This is a genomic window from Agarivorans gilvus (assembly GCF_001420915.1).
Taxonomy (GTDB): Bacteria; Pseudomonadota; Gammaproteobacteria; order Enterobacterales; family Celerinatantimonadaceae; genus Agarivorans; species Agarivorans gilvus.
In genome coordinates, this window is record NZ_CP013021.1 from 310,625 (window position 1) to 325,816 (window position 15,192).

A 15,192-nucleotide genomic window follows, 5' to 3' on the forward strand; every position below is an offset into this window, starting at 1 on the left:
ACTCAAGGCTGGCCTAAGGTTTAAACAACTGGTTCGGCAAACATTTCGATAGTCACTTGTTCACCAGCCTCCACTGAAGCCCTGTCTTGCTCTAATACAATGAAGCAGTTGGCTTGGCTAAGGCTAGTAAATATTGCGCTGCCTTGTTTTCCGGTGCTACTAACTTGTAATTGTCCTTGCGAGTTAAGCTCGGCGTAGCCACGCTGAAAGTCGGTTCTTCCTGGAGATTTTCTCAATTTATTTGCCGCGTAAGCTGGCAGTTTTAACGGCGCTTGATAGTTCCAGCCGCTGGCTTTGGCTATCACCAACATGGCCAACTTATAGAAGGTGACAAAGGCCGATACCGGGTTTCCAGGGAGTCCTACAAAATAGGCTTGGCTTAGTTGGCCAAAGGCAAAGGGCTTACCGGGTTTAATAGCCAACTTCCAGAGGTTAATCTGGCCTAATTCGTCTAATACTAGCTTGGTATAGTCGGCTTCGCCGACCGAGACGCCACCGCTACTAATTATTACATCGGCACTTTGATTGGCTTCAAGAAAGGCCTTTTTTAGTCGTGCTTGACGGTCGGGAATGACCCCTAAATCAATGATCTCAACCGGAAGTTTTTCTAGTAGTGCGCGTATGGCAAAACGATTGCTATCGTAAATTTGGCCGTGTTTTAGTGGCTGGCCGGGCGCCACTAATTCATCTCCACTGGATAACAGTGCAACTTTAAGTTGACTTTGTACTTTCAGTTGGTTAATTCCCAGCGTGGCGAGCAAGCCAATGTGGCTGGCATTAAGCTTAGTACCGACGCTAATGACGGTGTCGCCCTGTTTGACATCTTCGCCTTTACGGCGAACATTTTTACCTTGGCTCAGAGCTTGAGTAAATACAATGCTATTGCCAAGTTGCTGAGTATTCTCTTGCATTTCTACGGTGTCACAACCTTGAGGAAGCGGAGCACCCGTCATTATTCTCACGCAGTGGCCGTCAGCCAATGAGTATTCTTGAGTATCACCTGCTAGCACCTTAGCCGCTAAAGGCAGAGTAGCATTTTTGGGAAGTTGCTCGGCGCATAGGGCATAACCGTCCATTGCACTGTTATTAAAAGGTGGGATATTCAGTGGTGAAACTATGTCTTCAGCTAATATGCGGTTTAAGGCTGACCCTAGCGTGATAGTTTCCACGCGAGTTTGGCAAGAAACCTGAGAAAGCAAGGCTGCTTGGGCTTGTTCTAATGGCATTAAGCCTGGCTGGTTGCAACAATCCATTGATCTTCCTGTTGTTCAGTTATGCTGATTAAAGCGGAGGCCATTTTTACTATTTAGCCTAAATTATCGCATTTTTATTTAGCGTCATCAGTTGGCTTTTAGTGTATCTTATTTAGTTGATAATGCTAACTAGTGCAGCTGGTTTAGTGTATCTATTGGACGTTTTTCTTGAGAGTTGGTGTTTTCATTATCTTTAGCCGCAAATTTAGATTGAATCCGTTGTGCACTAACAGCGCCTTAGGCATTTATTAGGCATAAATTTTCAGTATTTACTTTTAACTCAAGCCTATACTGTATAACATATCGTTTACAAGTGGTCATGGATCACGTTTTGTTTTCTGCAAGGGAGTAAATATGTCTAGTGAGGTGACACCTAGTTTGGTGGTTCGTGCAATTTCTAGCATCGAACTTTACCAGTTTTGCGAGCTACTCATGGAAGCCGCTAACTGGTTTGAATCTAGAGGGGAGCCTTTATGGAAGTTTGACCAAATAACGCCCCATTCGTTGTTAGCCAATTACCGCTTAGATGAAATGTATATGGGTTATGTAGCTGGCAAGCCAGTCGCGGCGATGGTGTTAAATAACCGCAGCGGTGGAATTGAGGTTGACGTTAGTATTAGACGGGCCAGTTTGTTTATGCATAAGCTCACGGTTGCCCGTGATTTTGCTGGTAAGGGGCTGGCTAAACTGATGGTTGATTGGGCTCGCCGGCATGCACAAAAACAAGGTTTTAGTTTGTTGAGCTTGATCTGTAATTGCCGAGATGAAAGATTACGTTGGACTTTAAGCCAATTCGGTTTTGATGAAGTTGAGCAAGTTAACGCCCAACATCAGTTACAGCGATATTTTTGCTTAGATTTAGCCAATTGCAAGGTGGCATTGGAACCGAGTACTCAGTATTCACCCCGCTTCAACTATACTTTACTCAAGGAAAACAAACCGCTATTGGGGTAGGCCGTGTATCGTTTAAAAGCGTTGGCGAAGGGTAGAGTTCAGGGCGTGGGCTATCGTTATCATGTTCAAGTTGAAGCCACAAAGTTGAAGTTGCTGGGATACGCTAAAAATCTCGACTCCGGAGAGGTGGAAGTGTACGCCGAGGGCGCTGAGCAAGACTTGCTTAAGCTATTAAACTTTCTTTATAGTGCTTCACCTTATTGTTCAGTAGAAAGCGTTGAGACCTTGGAGTTTGTGGCTATAGAGCAGCCGCGTTGTACGCGATTTAGTAGTTATTAGTGGTGTATTGCTAAGCTTATATAGCAAGCTTTAAGCTATACAACAGCAAGTAAAAAGGCGCCAGAGGCGCCTTTGTTATTTACATGACTCGCATACCCGGCTGGGCACCATCGTCAGGGCTTAATACCCAAATGTCTTTTCCACCGGGACCTGCGGCTAGAACCATGCCTTGAGATTCCCCGAAACGCATTTTACGTGGCGCTAAGTTCGCGACCATCACGGTGAGCTTTCCTTGTAAGTCTTCTGGTGCATAGGCAGACTTGATACCGGCAAATACTTGTCGAGTTTCATTGCCAAGGTCGAGCTCTAAACGTAATAGCTTTTCGGCTTTTTCTACATGCTCAGCTTTGACGATACGGGCTATGCGTAAGTCAATTTTGGCAAAGTCATCAAAGCTGATGGTATCGGCGATGGGTTCTATTTCAGTATTGCTTGCGTCTTCGCTGCTGGTCTTTTGCTTAGGTTCTGGTTCAGCTTGGCTCAGGCTTTCCTTAGAGGCGTCTACCATTGCTTCGACGTGGTTCATGTCGATACGCTGCATTAAGGCTTTAAAGCTTTCAATTTTGTGCGATACCAAGGTAGAGCTAAGCTCTGACCAAGTTAGCTCAACATTTAGGAACTGTTCTACTTTTAGCGCCAGTTTTGGAAGCACGGGTTTTAAGTAGGTAACCAGAATCTTAAATAGGTGGATCCCCATAGAGCAGACTTGATGAGCACGTTCTAGGGTTTGTTCTTCTTTAGCCAGCTGCCAAGGTGCTTCTTCAGCGATGTATTGGTTGGCTTTATCGGCTAAGGCCATAATTTCGCGCATCGCCTTACCAAACTCACGGCCTTCGTATAAGGCGGCAATAGTTTGCTCAGCGTCGATGAACTCTTGCAGTAATTCTGGCTTACTAACCGTAGCAGATAGGGTGGCGTCAAAGCGTTTGTTAATAAAACCAGCGGTACGGCTAGCGATGTTAATTACTTTACCTACCAAATCTGAATTTACTCGTTGAGCAAAATCATCAAGATTTAAATCTAAATCATCGATGCGATTATTTAGCTTAGCAGCGTAGTAATAACGTAAATATTCAGGATCAAGATGGTCTAGGTAAGTACGTGCCTTAATGAAGGTGCCACGTGATTTAGACATTTTGGCGCCATTTACGGTTACGTAACCATGTGCATATACGCTGCTTGGTTTACGGAAACCTGCGCCTTCTAACATCGCTGGCCAGAAGAGACTGTGGAAGTAGATAATATCTTTGCCAATGAAGTGGTACACCTCAGCATCAGAATCTTTACTCCAATAATCACTAAATTCTAAATCGTCGTGCTTATCACAAAGATTTTTAAAGCTGCCCATGTAACCAATAGGGGCATCCAACCAAACGTAAAAGTACTTGTCTTCGGTATTAGGGATTTTAAAGCCAAAGTATGGCGCGTCGCGGCTAATGTCCCATTGTTGCAAACCTTGCTCAAACCACTCATTAAGCTTGTTAGACATCTCTTCTTGTAGCGAACCAGAAATTGTCCATTGCTTAAGCATGTCTTGGAAAGCCGGTAAATCGAAGAAGTAGTGCTCGGAATCTTTGAGTACAGGCTCGGCACCGGAAATAACCGACTTGGGAGAGACTAAATCTGTAGGGCTGTAAGTTGCTCCGCAGTTGTCACAGTTGTCGCCGTTTTGGTCTTCACTGCCACACTTAGGGCATGTACCTTTAACAAAACGATCGGGTAAAAACATGTTTTTCTCAGGATCAAACAATTGAGAAATTGTTTTTGTTTTAATGTGTCCAGCTTGATTAAGTTTGTTGTAGATTTCTTCAGATAGCGCCCGATTCTCGGGGCTATGTGTTGAGTGGTAATTATCAAACTCAATATGAAAATCTTTAAAATCCGCACTGTGTTCTTTATGAACCTGTTCAATCATCTGTTCCGGTGTCATTCCCAGTTGCTGAGCTTTTAGCATGATGGGAGTACCGTGGGCATCATCTGCACACACGTAGGTACAGCGATGACCGCGCAGCTTTTGGAAACGAACCCAGATATCGGTTTGAATATATTCTAATAAGTGGCCTAAGTGGATGGGGCCATTCGCATAAGGTAATGCACTGGTGACCAGTATTTTGCGTTGTTCGTTTGTCATGGGATTTAACGTAAGCTCAGTCAATTAACAGGTAATTCAAGGCAGCCAATGTTACCTTAAGCTAAAGATAATGCCTAGGGGGAGATGCCGTTTGGCTAAGTATTTTCGCTTTAACTGCCTTTACTTACGCTATGTAATAATGCGCTTTTTGTCTTTGGCTAGCCTTTAATCTGTAAGTTGCTTTTTAGCCCAATTTAAATTGCTTAAGGAAACAACAAGCGGTTTTAGTCACTCCAATTAAATCAGCTTTTAGCGGGCTTTCGCAGCTTGCTCTTGATGACTAATGCTAAGCTTGAGCTTATAATTGCGTCAAATTTATCGGGCTTATTCTATGCAAAATCAAGATCATAATATTGTCGTTATTGGTATTTCTGGTGCGTCGGCTTCCGGAAAGAGTTTATTTTCCCAAACTATTGTTAATGATATTCGTGCCGAGTTAGGCGATAGCTGCATTGCCGTTATTAACGAAGACAGCTATTACAAAGATCAGAGCCATCTGACGCCAGAGCAACGCAAGTTAACCAATTATGACCATCCCAAGTCAATGGATCACGACTTATTAGTCAGCCAATTAAAATTGCTTAAACAAGGCATTAGTATCGAGCAGCCGCAATACAGTTATAAGGTGAACAACCGTTTACCTGAAAGCAAAACTGTTGAGCCAACTAAGATTATTGTGCTGGAAGGTATTTTATTATTCACCGATCCGGCGATTCGTGAGCAACTAGACATTAGTATTTTCGTTGATACGCCACTAGATATTTGTTTAGCCCGTCGCATACAACGTGATGTAAAAGAACGTGGACGCACTTTAGATTCGGTATTGGCGCAATATAACAATACAGTTCGTCCAATGTTCTTGCAGTTTGTTGAACCTTCTAAGCAGTACGCAGATGTTATTGTGCCTCGCGGCGGCAAAAACCGCATTGCGATCGATATAATTAATGCCAAAATTCGCCATTTGTTAGCATCGTAATAGCTGCATTGAGCACAGCCCTTTAAGGTAAAATTTAGCGCGCTATTTGTAAGTCACTCGTTCATGATCAATAGTATAAGCTATTGTTGTTATGACTTAATACTAGGGAAAATTATGAAAAAGTTGCTTTATGCTATCGCCGCTTTGTTGCTGGTTTTTGTTGTGGTCATTGTAGTGGCTGTTTCCTTAGTCAATACCGATGACATTAAACAGTTACTAGTGACTAAAACTAAACAAGCCACCGGACGAGACTTAGTTATTGAAGGGGACTTATCTTGGCGTTTTTTCCCTAGTATCGGTTTCGAGTTAGGCAAGCTTCGTTTAGTCGACCCTCCTGAATTTGGTGACGGCAATACTTTTAGTATGGACGGCGCAGAAATGTCGGTGGCTTTGCTTCCTTTATTTAGCAAAACCATAGAAGTGGGGGATATCAATATTGCTGGCCTCAACTTACGTTATCAAACTAAGGCCGATGGCTCGACCAACTTAGATGACTTAACTCAGGCGGGTAGCTCACAAACGGCATCAGAATCCGATCCTACGCAGTCGCAACAGCCCGCTTCAAGCAGCGCTAGCGATTGGCAAATTCGTTTATCGGGAATCAATGTGTCTGATGCTAACGTTCAGTTAATCGATTTAAAACAGAACAAAACTCAGCTCTTAGGGCCTGTTAACTTTACTTTGCAAGGCTTAGAACTAGACCAAGACAACGCCTTTAGTATGTCTTTAAAATACACCGATGGTAAGCTGCAGTTAGCAGATGAGTTGCAGGGTTTGTTATTTGTAGCTAGTGATTTTGACCAGCTGGCCTTAAAAGGTGTGACGAATACATTAACCCTAGAAGGCGCATCACTACCCAATGGCAAGATGAACATTGCCAGTGAGTTTGAGCTCGCTTATACCCTGAGCAGTAAAACAGCACAATTGAGTGAGCTAAAAGTTGATATTGATGGTAATACTCAGTTAAACGGTTCTAGTAGCGTGGTATTGGCCGATTTACCCTTAATCAAGTTTGACCTGCATATTCCTTTATTAGATAGCAAATACTTCTTAGCTGCTGATACCCAGAGTAGCAGCAGCGAGCAGCAAACACCTAGCAATAAAGAAAGCACAACACCGAGTGAGCAGGAACCCGATTTAAGCGCACTAAAGTTATTTAATTTAGATGGTCAGCTAAGTATAGATAAGCTGCAACATGGCAAATTGCACATAGAGAATCTAAAGCAACAGCTTAGCTTGAAAAATGCGGTTTTACGTTTGAATGAGCTTAGCGCCGAGCTTTACGGTGGTAAATTTAATACTAGCGCTAGCTTAAATGCTCAAGGAAAAGTCGCCACTTATAAGTTAAACGCTAATCTTGCTAATGTTCAAGCGCGGCCTCTACTTAGCGATGCGGCAGATTTTGAATTTATCGCAGGCTCCTTACAGTCTACGCTTAAGCTACAAGGCAAGGGCTTAACTCAGACTGCGATTAAACAAAATATCAGCGGTCCGATAAACGCATCTTTCACTGACGGTGCTATTTATGGCATCAACATTCCACAAATGATCCGCACCACCAAAGCGCAGCTTCAAGGTGGGGACAGACAACAGGCTCAGCAAGAGCAAAAAACTGACTTTAGCGAACTACTATTAGAGGTTAACTTAGGTAACAGCCTAGCAACAGTCAGTAAAGCACAGCTCATTTCGCCGTTGTTACGTGTTGACGGGCAAGGCAATAGCCATTTAGTGAGAGAAAGCTTGGATTTTGATTTTATTGTTAAAGTGGTCGCGAGTCTTGAGGGGCAGGGTGCCAAGAATGATTTAGCTGGACTTAATATACCGCTAAAAATTGGCGGTAATTGGACTAGCCCTGAAATAAATCTAGACATGAAAAAGTTACTTCAAGGTCAAGCTAAAGAAGCCTTGAGCAAAGAGTTGAACAAGGCCTTGGGTGACGATGAGAATAGTAAGAAATTACTCGACAGCCTGGGTAGTTTTTTTAATTAAAGCATAGCGGCGGCTAAGGCTGCCGCTAATAAGATTAAGGCTTAACGTGAATAAACTTCCTAAGATAAAGTCGATCCTAGTGGTGTGCATGGGTAACATTTGTCGCTCTACCACTGCCGAAGCGGTGTTAAGGACCAAGTTAAAGCAGCGAGGCTTTAACATTAAAGTAGACTCTGCTGGCACTACCGACTATCACAAAGGGGACAAGCCAGACCCAAGGGCTATTAGCATTGGAGAAAAAAAGGGTTATAGCTTCAAAGGGATCCGCTCGAGAAAGGTTAGCGAAAAAGACTTCGCTAAATTTGATCTTATCTTAGCGTCTGATCAAAAAAACTTGGCGTATTTAAGCAAGCGCTGTCCCGAGCAATACTTAGCCAAACTGGATTTATATTTACCGGCTGGTGGTTTAGCTGAGCAAGAAATACCAGACCCTTATTACGGCAGTGTACAGGGCTTTAAACAAGTATTAGAAATGATTGAACAAGCCAGCGACGGCATTATTGAGCGTTTGTCTTAACGCTGATTACTCTGCTTGTAAGACTATACTTGTCAGCAAAACAGACGGTTAATCATTGAAATAATAAAAAGGCCAGCTTATTAGCTGGCCTTTCTGTGTGTAAATAACAGCTTGTTATTCAGGTTTAGCCATTGGACTTTGGGCGCTACTTGAAGAGCTACTGTTTCTCGCTCGTGGCTTACCTACGTTGATAGGTTTACGCACATAGGCTTTTTTAGGTTCTTCAGTTTTGCTTGCCGTGACCTGTACAGGAGCTGGTTTGGCCATGGCTGCTGACGCATTACCTTTACCTTCAACCTTACTCGGTTTCAATTTACCGCGGTTGCTGCGTTTAGGTTTAACTTCAGCCTTACTTGCTTCAACTTCAGCCTTACTTGCTTCAACCTCAGCAGCCGCTTCAGGCGCTTCCGCTTTAGTTGCAACCGGGGTTTCGGTTGTTTCTTCAGCTGGTGCTTCGGCTTTGGTTTCAACAGGTGCTTCCGCTTTTGCTTCAACTGGGGCTTCCGGTTGTTCTTCAACAGGTGCTTCGGCTTTGGTTTCAACCGGTGTTTCAGCTTTTGCTTCTACAGGGGCTTCGGTTTTGGTTTCAACTGCTGCTTCGGCTTTAGCTTCAACCGTTGCTTCGGCCTTGGTTTCAACCGCTGCTTCCGCTTTTGCTTCAACCGGGGCTTCGGTTGTTTCTTCAACTGGTGCTTCGGCTTTAGTTTCAACTGCTGCTTCAGCTTTGGGTTCAACTGGTGCTTCAGCTTTGGTTTCAGCTGCTGCTTCAGCTTTAGTTTCAACTGGTGCTTCAGCTTTGGTTTCAGCAGGAGCTTCGGCTTTAGTTTCAACTGGTACTTCAGCTTTTGCTTCTACAGGGGCTTCGGCTTTAGTTTCAACCGGTGCGTCTTCAGCTTCTGGGTAACGTGCATCTACCACTTCAGTGGCTGATTCGGCTTTGGGTAAATCGTTAAAACGTTTACGTCCGGCATTACTAGACGCGCGACGGCGACGCTTTGGTTTTGCTGGAGCTTCAGAAGCCTCGTTAGCTGGCTTAGCCTCTGGCGCTTTATTTCCTTCAACTGGCGCGTTTTCTTTGCTTGGCGCAGGCGGAGGAGTAGGTTCTACTTTCGCTTGGCTAGCAGTGTCGTTATTAGCGGCCGCTTCTACGCGTACTTTTTTACGTAAATTACGGCGTTCTCGACGTTCTTTGATTTTCTGCTCTTTTGGCGCTTGTTCTTGTTTTGGAACATTGCTGTCTTGCGCCACGTCGTTGCTATCAGGCTTCGGCTTATTACGTTGATCCTTACGACGACGGTTGGTTTGGCCTTCTTTACGCTCGGTTTTCTCTTTGCGTTCAGGGCGTTCTTGGTTGCGGTTATTGGTGTTACGCTTGTCTTTAGCAGCTCGTTCACCGCGTTGTTGGTTGTTACGACGGTTATTGCGCTGCTTGTCGTTATTGTTATTCGCTTTTGTCGCCGAGCTGGATTTGCTTTCAGGTGCTGGCTCAGAAGCAAATATCGAGCTAAAGAAAGCCACAATACGTTCTAGGAATGAAGGGCTGTTGGCGCTGCTTATTTTATTGGCATTAGCAGGCTTAGCCGATTTAGCAGGCACAGACGGGGCAGCAGGCGCGCTAAAGCCTTGTAGCACAGGTTGCTCTGCCTCAATACGCTCTTTTGCTGTTTGATTTGGCTGATAAACAGGAGAAGGGTTTTCAGCTGTTAATTGGTAGCTGGCCTCTTGTGTTTCTTCGCCGCTGCGAATACGGGTAACGTCGTAATGAGGGGTTTCCATATGTTGGTTAGGAATAATCACCAAGCGAACAGTATGGCGTTTCTCAAGCTTGTTAATGGCAACACGCTTTTCATTTAGAAGGTAAGCGGCAACCGGTACCGGCACTTGAGCATGAACTTCAGAAGTGTTCTCTTTAAGTGCTTCTTCTTCAAACAAGCGTAGGATCGATAAGGCTAAAGATTCGTTATCGCGAATAGTGCCCTGACCGCTACAACGAGGACAAATATGGGTGCTTGATTCGCCTAATGACGGACGTAGACGTTGACGTGACATTTCTAATAAGCCAAAGCGAGAAATGCGGCCTACTTGTACACGCGCGCGGTCTTGGCGCACAGCTTCACGGAAGCGGTTTTCAACTTCGCGTTGGTTTTTCACTGGTGTCATATCGATGAAATCGATAACGACCAAACCACCTAAGTCACGTAGGCGTAATTGGCGAGCAATTTCATCGGCTGCTTCTAAGTTGGTTTGCAGCGCTGTTTCTTCGATGTCTCCGCCTTTGGTTGCGCGAGCTGAGTTGATATCGATAGAGGTCAGTGCCTCAGTTGGATCAATTACAATTGAGCCACCAGAGGGCAGGCGAACTTCCCGTTGGAAGGCCGACTCAATTTGTGACTCAATCTGATAATGGTTGAACATTGGCACTTCGCCTTCGTAGCGCTTCACGCGATTTACGAAGTCAGGGCGAACCAGCTCAATGTGTTTTTTAGCTTGCTCAAAAATAGTTTTGTTATCGATAAGGATTTCGCCCACATCGCGACGTAGGTAGTCACGAATGGCACGAACAATAACGTTACTTTCTTGGTGAATTAAGAATGGGGCAGCTTTAGATTCGGCAGCGTCGGTTATCGCTCCCCAATGATTTAGCAGTACTTTTAAGTCCCATTGCAGCTCTTCAGCAGATTTACCTACACCGGCAGTGCGAACAATTAAGCCCATTCCTGTAGGTAGTTCCAAGCCGTTCATGGCTTCTTTCAGTTGAGTGCGTTCATCTCCTTCGATACGACGCGAGATACCGCCAGCACGAGGGTTATTAGGCATTAGTACCAAGTAGCTGCCAGCTAGGCTTATAAAGGTAGTGAGGGCGGCGCCTTTGTTGCCTCGTTCTTCTTTATCAATCTGAACGATGACCTCTTGACCTTCTTTTACTACTTCTTTAATGCTAGGACGGCCTTGATAAACGTAGCCTTCAGGGAAGTATTCGCGGGCGATTTCTTTCATTGGAAGGAAACCATGTCGCTCTGCGCCATAGTCAACAAAAGCAGCTTCTAAACTAGGTTCTACTCGAGTAATTTTACCTTTGTAAATATTCGCTTTTTTCTGTTCGTGACCAGGACTTTCTATGTCTAAGTCGTATAGCCGTTGGCCATCGACCAATGCAACGCGCATCTCTTCAAGCTGCATTGCATTAATTAACATTCTTTTCATTCTTGTTGCCTTGGGGTTGTATTGTTAAAACAACCTTTTGGACAGCAATTAACCTGCCTTAAATGGCCAGACCCTGTGTTTTGGTCAGAGCGTATAGGTAACCTCCCGGTTAGCTTCTCTAGTCTTTAGGGCGCATTTTGGCGCTTTTATAAATAATAGGTCCCGCAGATTTTGCTTGCCGGACTAAACAATCTATTCTATATAGCTTTGATTTAAGGCAAATAATTGTGATTGCCCATCAGGTTGCTATGAAAAATCTTAGTTTTAAGAGCGCCAAAATATACAAATTAATGCGCTCTGAATGCTGTGCCAAATAAGGAAAACCTTTAAAAACGGGCACTTTAAGCCTTACAAATATAGCAAAGCTATATTTTTCCATCAAATTATTTATGAGCATGTTACAATTTTTGCTATGAATACTGAAAATAAAGCAGTTCAGATGGTTACGGTAAGTGACGACGAAGCTGGACAAAGAATAGATAACTTCCTTTTAAAACACCTGAAAGGGGTACCGAAAAGTCGTATTTATCGTATTTTACGTAAAGGTGAGGTTCGGGTTAACAAAAAGCGAGTTAAACCTGAATACAAGCTGGCCGCGGAAGACGTGGTGAGAGTCCCTCCGATACGGGTATCTGAAAGCACTAGCTTGCCTTCAAATAAACTCAATCAAGTCACTCAGCTTGAACAGCACATTGTTTATGAAGACGATTGCTTGCTAGTGATTAACAAACCTTCAGGTATGGCGGTTCATGGTGGCAGTGGGCTTAGCTTTGGTGTAATTGAAGCGCTGCGCTCCTTGCGCCAAGACTGCCGGTATTTAGAACTGGTTCATCGCATCGACAGAGATACCTCTGGTTTATTAGTGGTGGCTAAAAAACGCAGCGCCTTACGTGAAATGCATCGTCAGCTTCGCGAAAAAGTGGTGCAAAAAGATTACCTAACGCTGGTTCACGGCCAGTGGCCAAAATCGATTAAGACAGTGGATGCTCCTTTAAGAAAAAATGCCCTAGCATCTGGAGAGCGGATTGTGATTGTAGATTACCAAGAAGGTAAGCCATCGTTAACCCGTTTTCGTATCGAGCGCCGCTACGCAGATATGACTTTAATGAAGGCCAGTCCGGTAACTGGGCGAACTCACCAAATTCGGGTGCACTGTTTAGAGCAGGGTCACAGCATTGCCGGTGATGATAAATATACCGACAAAGCCTTATTAGCCGAAACACAAGCGAAGGGCTTATCACGCTTATTCTTACATGCTTGGCAAATTCGCTTTGTGCATCCGGCTAGCCAAAAAGAAATGCATCTTACTGCTCCGCTGGAAGCGAGTCTGCAACAATTTTGTGAGCAGCTTACACCACTATAAGCGATAAGTAGCGCATACGGATGATGGCGTGTGCGCTGCTAACGACTTTAGCTAGCCGTCATAATAAAGGGTAATTTTGTCCTTCCAACAAGCCACATAGCTTAATTAGCGGTAAACCAATAAGCGTGTTGGGGTCGTCGCCGCGCAAATGCTTAAATAACACAATACCCGAGCCCTCGCTTTTGAAGCTGCCGGCGCAATTGTAGGGTTGCTCGCTTTGCAGGTAACGTTCTATAAGCGAAGGACTTAATTTGCGAAAACTGACTTCAAAGGTATCTAGCAAACTGTCCATATGCCCAGTTTCACTGTTATAGAGTGCTAAGCCGGTATAAAACATAATGGTTTTACCGCTTGCCCGGCTTAGTTGTTTTACCGCGTTGGCGTGGTTGCCAGGCTTGCCCACGATTTCTCCATCAATACAGCAAACCTGATCAGAACCTATAATTAAATGCTGAGGATAATCGGTGGCGCCCACCAGTGCTTTTTGCTCGGCTAAACGAACTACTAATTGCTGTGCAGATTCGTCTTTTTTGGGGCTTTCGTCGATATCCGGACTAAAGCATGAAAAATGAGGGCTTATTTTTTCTAGGATCTGTTTTCTAAAAGGGGAACTTGAAGCGAGAACGAGTCGATTTTTCATCGTTTTTTAACCAAAATTGAAGCTTACAGGATTGTAAACACAATTTATTGCTGTGACGATGCTTAAAGCCATGAAAAAAGCAGAAATTGTTTTGACTATCTCTAAGCGTAACTATATTATGCGCGCCTTATGCAAAAAGTGAAATTACCAGTAGAGATTGACCCGTTTAAGACGGCTAAACGAAAGTTAGATTATCAAGGCATACTTGAAGTCAAACGATTACCCCGATTAAACGATGCAAGCTTGAAAGTGAATAGTGATGTAGACGTCTGGTTGCGCTTTGAAACCGATCCCCAAGGATTGGTTGTCGTTCAAGGCAAAGCGTTAACTGAGGTGGAGTTGGAGTGCCAACGATGCGGAGAAAGTTTTACTTATCCAATTCATGTTGAATTCAACTACTCACCAGTCTGCGATGAATCGCAAGTGGAAGCGTTACCTGAAGATTACGAACCACTACAGTTGAATGAAGACAACTATTTCTTGGTCGCTGATTTGATTGAAGACGAGCTATTGCTGGCCTTACCAATCATTCCTAAACATGAATTAACAGCATGTAAGGTTCAGCAGAGCGAGCAAGTATTTGGCGAAATCGACAAGGTAGTAGAGGAAGAATCTAAACCGAATCCGTTTGCAGTGTTACAAAGTTTAAAAAAGAAAGACTAGGAGACTGGGTCAATGGCTGTTCAGAAAAGTAAAGTTACACGTTCAAGACGTGGCATGCGTCGTTCACACGACGCAATTGAAAACAATGTTGCATTAACTACTGACGCAACTTCAGGTGAACTTCACCGTCGTCACCATGTTACTGCTGACGGTTACTACCGCGGTAACAAGGTTATCAACAAGTAAATTTTTGCATTTTGCAAAAACTTACTATTGCAGTTGATGCAATGGGGGGCGACATTGGCCCCCATGTTACAGTGCCTGCCGTTGCGCAGGCACTTAACGATTACTCCCATCTCTATGTTACCTTAATTGGTGACCAGCACTTTATACACCCCTTACTGATTCAATTTGGTATTGCTCAGCATCCGCGCCTGTTGTTTATGCATACTAGCCAAGTGGTTACTGCTAATGATAAGCCGATCACTGCACTGCGTTCGCGCCGTCAATCCTCGATGCGTTTAGCGCTGGATTTGGTTCATCAAGGCCAAGCCGATGCCTGTGTTAGCGCTGGTAATACCGGCGCACTAATGGCCATGGCCAAGGTCGTTTTGAAGCTGCTACCAGGAATAGAACGCCCCGCATTGATTAGCCATTTACCTGAAGAAAATGGTAGAGGCTGTTTGTTATTGGACTTAGGCGCCAATTCTAGCTGTGACTCAGAGGTGTTGATGCAGTTCGCTGTAATGGGGGCCGCCTTGGCCGAAAGTGTATGGGGATTAACTCGTCCGCGAGTGGCCTTGCTTAATATCGGCGAAGAGCAAATAAAGGGTAATGATGTGGTTAAACAAACCGCGCAGCTTCTTGAAAACTCAAACGCAATTAATTACATTGGCTTTGTTGAGGGGAATCAGCTATTTAGTGGTAAAGCTGATGTAATTGTCTGTGATGGTTTTGTCGGCAATATTGCACTAAAAACTGCCGAAGGTGTATCTAAGCTGATTCTTACCAAACTAAAAGCCCAGTTCGATGTAAACTGGTTTGCTCGATTTATATTAAAATTGTTTTTGCCAAGCTTAAAATCACAGTTAAAACAACTGAACCCCGACCAGTATAATGGCGCGAGTCTGGTAGGATTGCGCGGCATTGTGATTAAGAGCCATGGTCATGCCGACGAGACGGCATTTTTACAAGCTATTCACCAAGCCGTTGCCGAAATACAGCAGCAAGTGCCAAGCCGTATTACCGACAAACTAGAATCTTTATTAATTGATAAGCATTAA

At 44.2% G+C, this 15,192-nt stretch carries 13 protein-coding genes; 9 read left to right on the forward strand and 4 right to left on the reverse strand.

The features are described 5' to 3' along the window. Nucleotides 1-20: 20 nt before the first annotated feature. Nucleotides 21-1,253 (reverse strand): molybdopterin molybdotransferase MoeA, encoded by a 1,233-nt coding sequence (gene moeA, locus AR383_RS01480; RefSeq protein ID WP_055731528.1) that lies wholly within the window; start codon nucleotides 1,251-1,253, stop codon nucleotides 21-23. A 354-nt stretch (nucleotides 1,254-1,607) separates the two neighbouring features. Here moeA and AR383_RS01485 point away from each other — a divergent pair, with 354 nt between their 5' ends. Together AR383_RS01485 and AR383_RS01490 are read left to right on the forward strand one after the other, a co-directional pair. After that, nucleotides 1,608-2,207 carry a GNAT family N-acetyltransferase gene (locus tag AR383_RS01485; protein WP_055731529.1) on the forward strand — a complete coding sequence of 200 codons (600 nt, stop codon included), beginning with the start codon at nucleotides 1,608-1,610 and terminating at the stop codon, nucleotides 2,205-2,207. A gap of 3 nt (nucleotides 2,208-2,210) precedes the next feature. Then, nucleotides 2,211-2,486 (forward strand): acylphosphatase, encoded by a 276-nt coding sequence (locus AR383_RS01490; RefSeq protein ID WP_055731530.1) that lies wholly within the window; start codon nucleotides 2,211-2,213, stop codon nucleotides 2,484-2,486. Nucleotides 2,487-2,565: 79 nt separating this feature from the next. Here AR383_RS01490 and metG read toward each other — a convergent pair whose 3' ends face one another. Then, on the reverse strand, nucleotides 2,566-4,617 hold the full coding sequence (gene metG, locus AR383_RS01495) for a methionine--tRNA ligase (protein WP_055731531.1): 2,052 nt from the start codon (nucleotides 4,615-4,617) through the stop codon (nucleotides 2,566-2,568). A 331-nt stretch (nucleotides 4,618-4,948) separates the two neighbouring features. Between metG and udk the strand changes: the two genes are divergently transcribed. From udk to AR383_RS01510, 3 genes are all read left to right on the forward strand, one after another. Beyond that, nucleotides 4,949-5,593 carry a uridine kinase gene (gene udk / locus AR383_RS01500; protein WP_055731532.1) on the forward strand — a complete coding sequence of 215 codons (645 nt, stop codon included), beginning with the start codon at nucleotides 4,949-4,951 and terminating at the stop codon, nucleotides 5,591-5,593. A 114-nt stretch (nucleotides 5,594-5,707) separates the two neighbouring features. Continuing rightward, entirely contained in the window at nucleotides 5,708-7,582 is a 1,875-nt protein-coding gene (locus AR383_RS01505) for an AsmA family protein (protein ID WP_055731533.1), read from the forward strand. 64 nt (nucleotides 7,583-7,646) lie between these two features. Next, nucleotides 7,647-8,099 (forward strand): low molecular weight protein-tyrosine-phosphatase, encoded by a 453-nt coding sequence (locus AR383_RS01510; RefSeq protein WP_055734938.1) that lies wholly within the window; start codon nucleotides 7,647-7,649, stop codon nucleotides 8,097-8,099. A 114-nt stretch (nucleotides 8,100-8,213) separates the two neighbouring features. Here AR383_RS01510 and rne read toward each other — a convergent pair whose 3' ends face one another. Then, the gene (rne, locus tag AR383_RS01515; RefSeq protein ID WP_055731534.1) at nucleotides 8,214-11,303 is read right to left on the reverse strand and encodes a ribonuclease E; all 3,090 of its coding nucleotides are present in this window, start codon (nucleotides 11,301-11,303) and stop codon (nucleotides 8,214-8,216) included. Between the two features lie 412 nt (nucleotides 11,304-11,715). Here rne and rluC point away from each other — a divergent pair, with 412 nt between their 5' ends. Beyond that, nucleotides 11,716-12,666, forward strand: coding sequence for a 23S rRNA pseudouridine(955/2504/2580) synthase RluC (gene rluC, locus AR383_RS01520; RefSeq protein ID WP_055734939.1), 951 nt, complete (start codon nucleotides 11,716-11,718; stop codon nucleotides 12,664-12,666). Between the two features lie 58 nt (nucleotides 12,667-12,724). Here the strand turns inward: rluC and AR383_RS01525 are convergent, their stop codons facing one another. Further along, a complete protein-coding gene (locus tag AR383_RS01525; RefSeq protein ID WP_055731535.1) occupies nucleotides 12,725-13,306 on the reverse strand; it encodes a Maf family protein in 582 nt (193 codons plus the stop codon). 129 nt (nucleotides 13,307-13,435) lie between these two features. On the opposite strand from AR383_RS01525, the gene yceD reads away from it, so the two are divergent. The 3 genes from yceD to plsX are packed head-to-tail and all read left to right on the forward strand — an operon-like array spanning nucleotide 13,436 to nucleotide 15,192. Beyond that, the gene (gene yceD, locus AR383_RS01530) at nucleotides 13,436-13,969 is read left to right on the forward strand and encodes a 23S rRNA accumulation protein YceD (protein WP_055731536.1); all 534 of its coding nucleotides are present in this window, start codon (nucleotides 13,436-13,438) and stop codon (nucleotides 13,967-13,969) included. Nucleotides 13,970-13,981: 12 nt separating this feature from the next. Next, complete coding sequence (rpmF, locus tag AR383_RS21145; RefSeq protein ID WP_016403344.1) at nucleotides 13,982-14,155, forward strand: 50S ribosomal protein L32; 174 nt, start codon at nucleotides 13,982-13,984, stop codon at nucleotides 14,153-14,155. Between the two features lie 11 nt (nucleotides 14,156-14,166). Next, entirely contained in the window at nucleotides 14,167-15,192 is a 1,026-nt protein-coding gene (gene plsX / locus AR383_RS01535; protein ID WP_083481457.1) for a phosphate acyltransferase PlsX, read from the forward strand.

What these genes read in the sequence shown, in the direction of transcription:
- moeA (WP_055731528.1), bottom strand. Translation starts at nt 1,253, where the DNA reads ATGGATTGTTGCAACCAGCCAGGCTTAATGCCATTAGAACAAGCCCAA.
- AR383_RS01485 (WP_055731529.1), top strand. Translation starts at nt 1,608, where the DNA reads ATGTCTAGTGAGGTGACACCTAGTTTGGTGGTTCGTGCAATTTCTAGC.
- metG (WP_055731531.1), bottom strand. Translation starts at nt 4,617, where the DNA reads ATGACAAACGAACAACGCAAAATACTGGTCACCAGTGCATTACCTTAT.
- udk (WP_055731532.1), top strand. Translation starts at nt 4,949, where the DNA reads ATGCAAAATCAAGATCATAATATTGTCGTTATTGGTATTTCTGGTGCG.
- AR383_RS01505 (WP_055731533.1), top strand. Translation starts at nt 5,708, where the DNA reads ATGAAAAAGTTGCTTTATGCTATCGCCGCTTTGTTGCTGGTTTTTGTT.
- rne (WP_055731534.1), bottom strand. Translation starts at nt 11,303, where the DNA reads ATGAAAAGAATGTTAATTAATGCAATGCAGCTTGAAGAGATGCGCGTT.
- rluC (WP_055734939.1), top strand. Translation starts at nt 11,716, where the DNA reads ATGAATACTGAAAATAAAGCAGTTCAGATGGTTACGGTAAGTGACGAC.
- AR383_RS01525 (WP_055731535.1), bottom strand. Translation starts at nt 13,306, where the DNA reads ATGAAAAATCGACTCGTTCTCGCTTCAAGTTCCCCTTTTAGAAAACAG.
- yceD (WP_055731536.1), top strand. Translation starts at nt 13,436, where the DNA reads ATGCAAAAAGTGAAATTACCAGTAGAGATTGACCCGTTTAAGACGGCT.
- rpmF (WP_016403344.1), top strand. Translation starts at nt 13,982, where the DNA reads ATGGCTGTTCAGAAAAGTAAAGTTACACGTTCAAGACGTGGCATGCGT.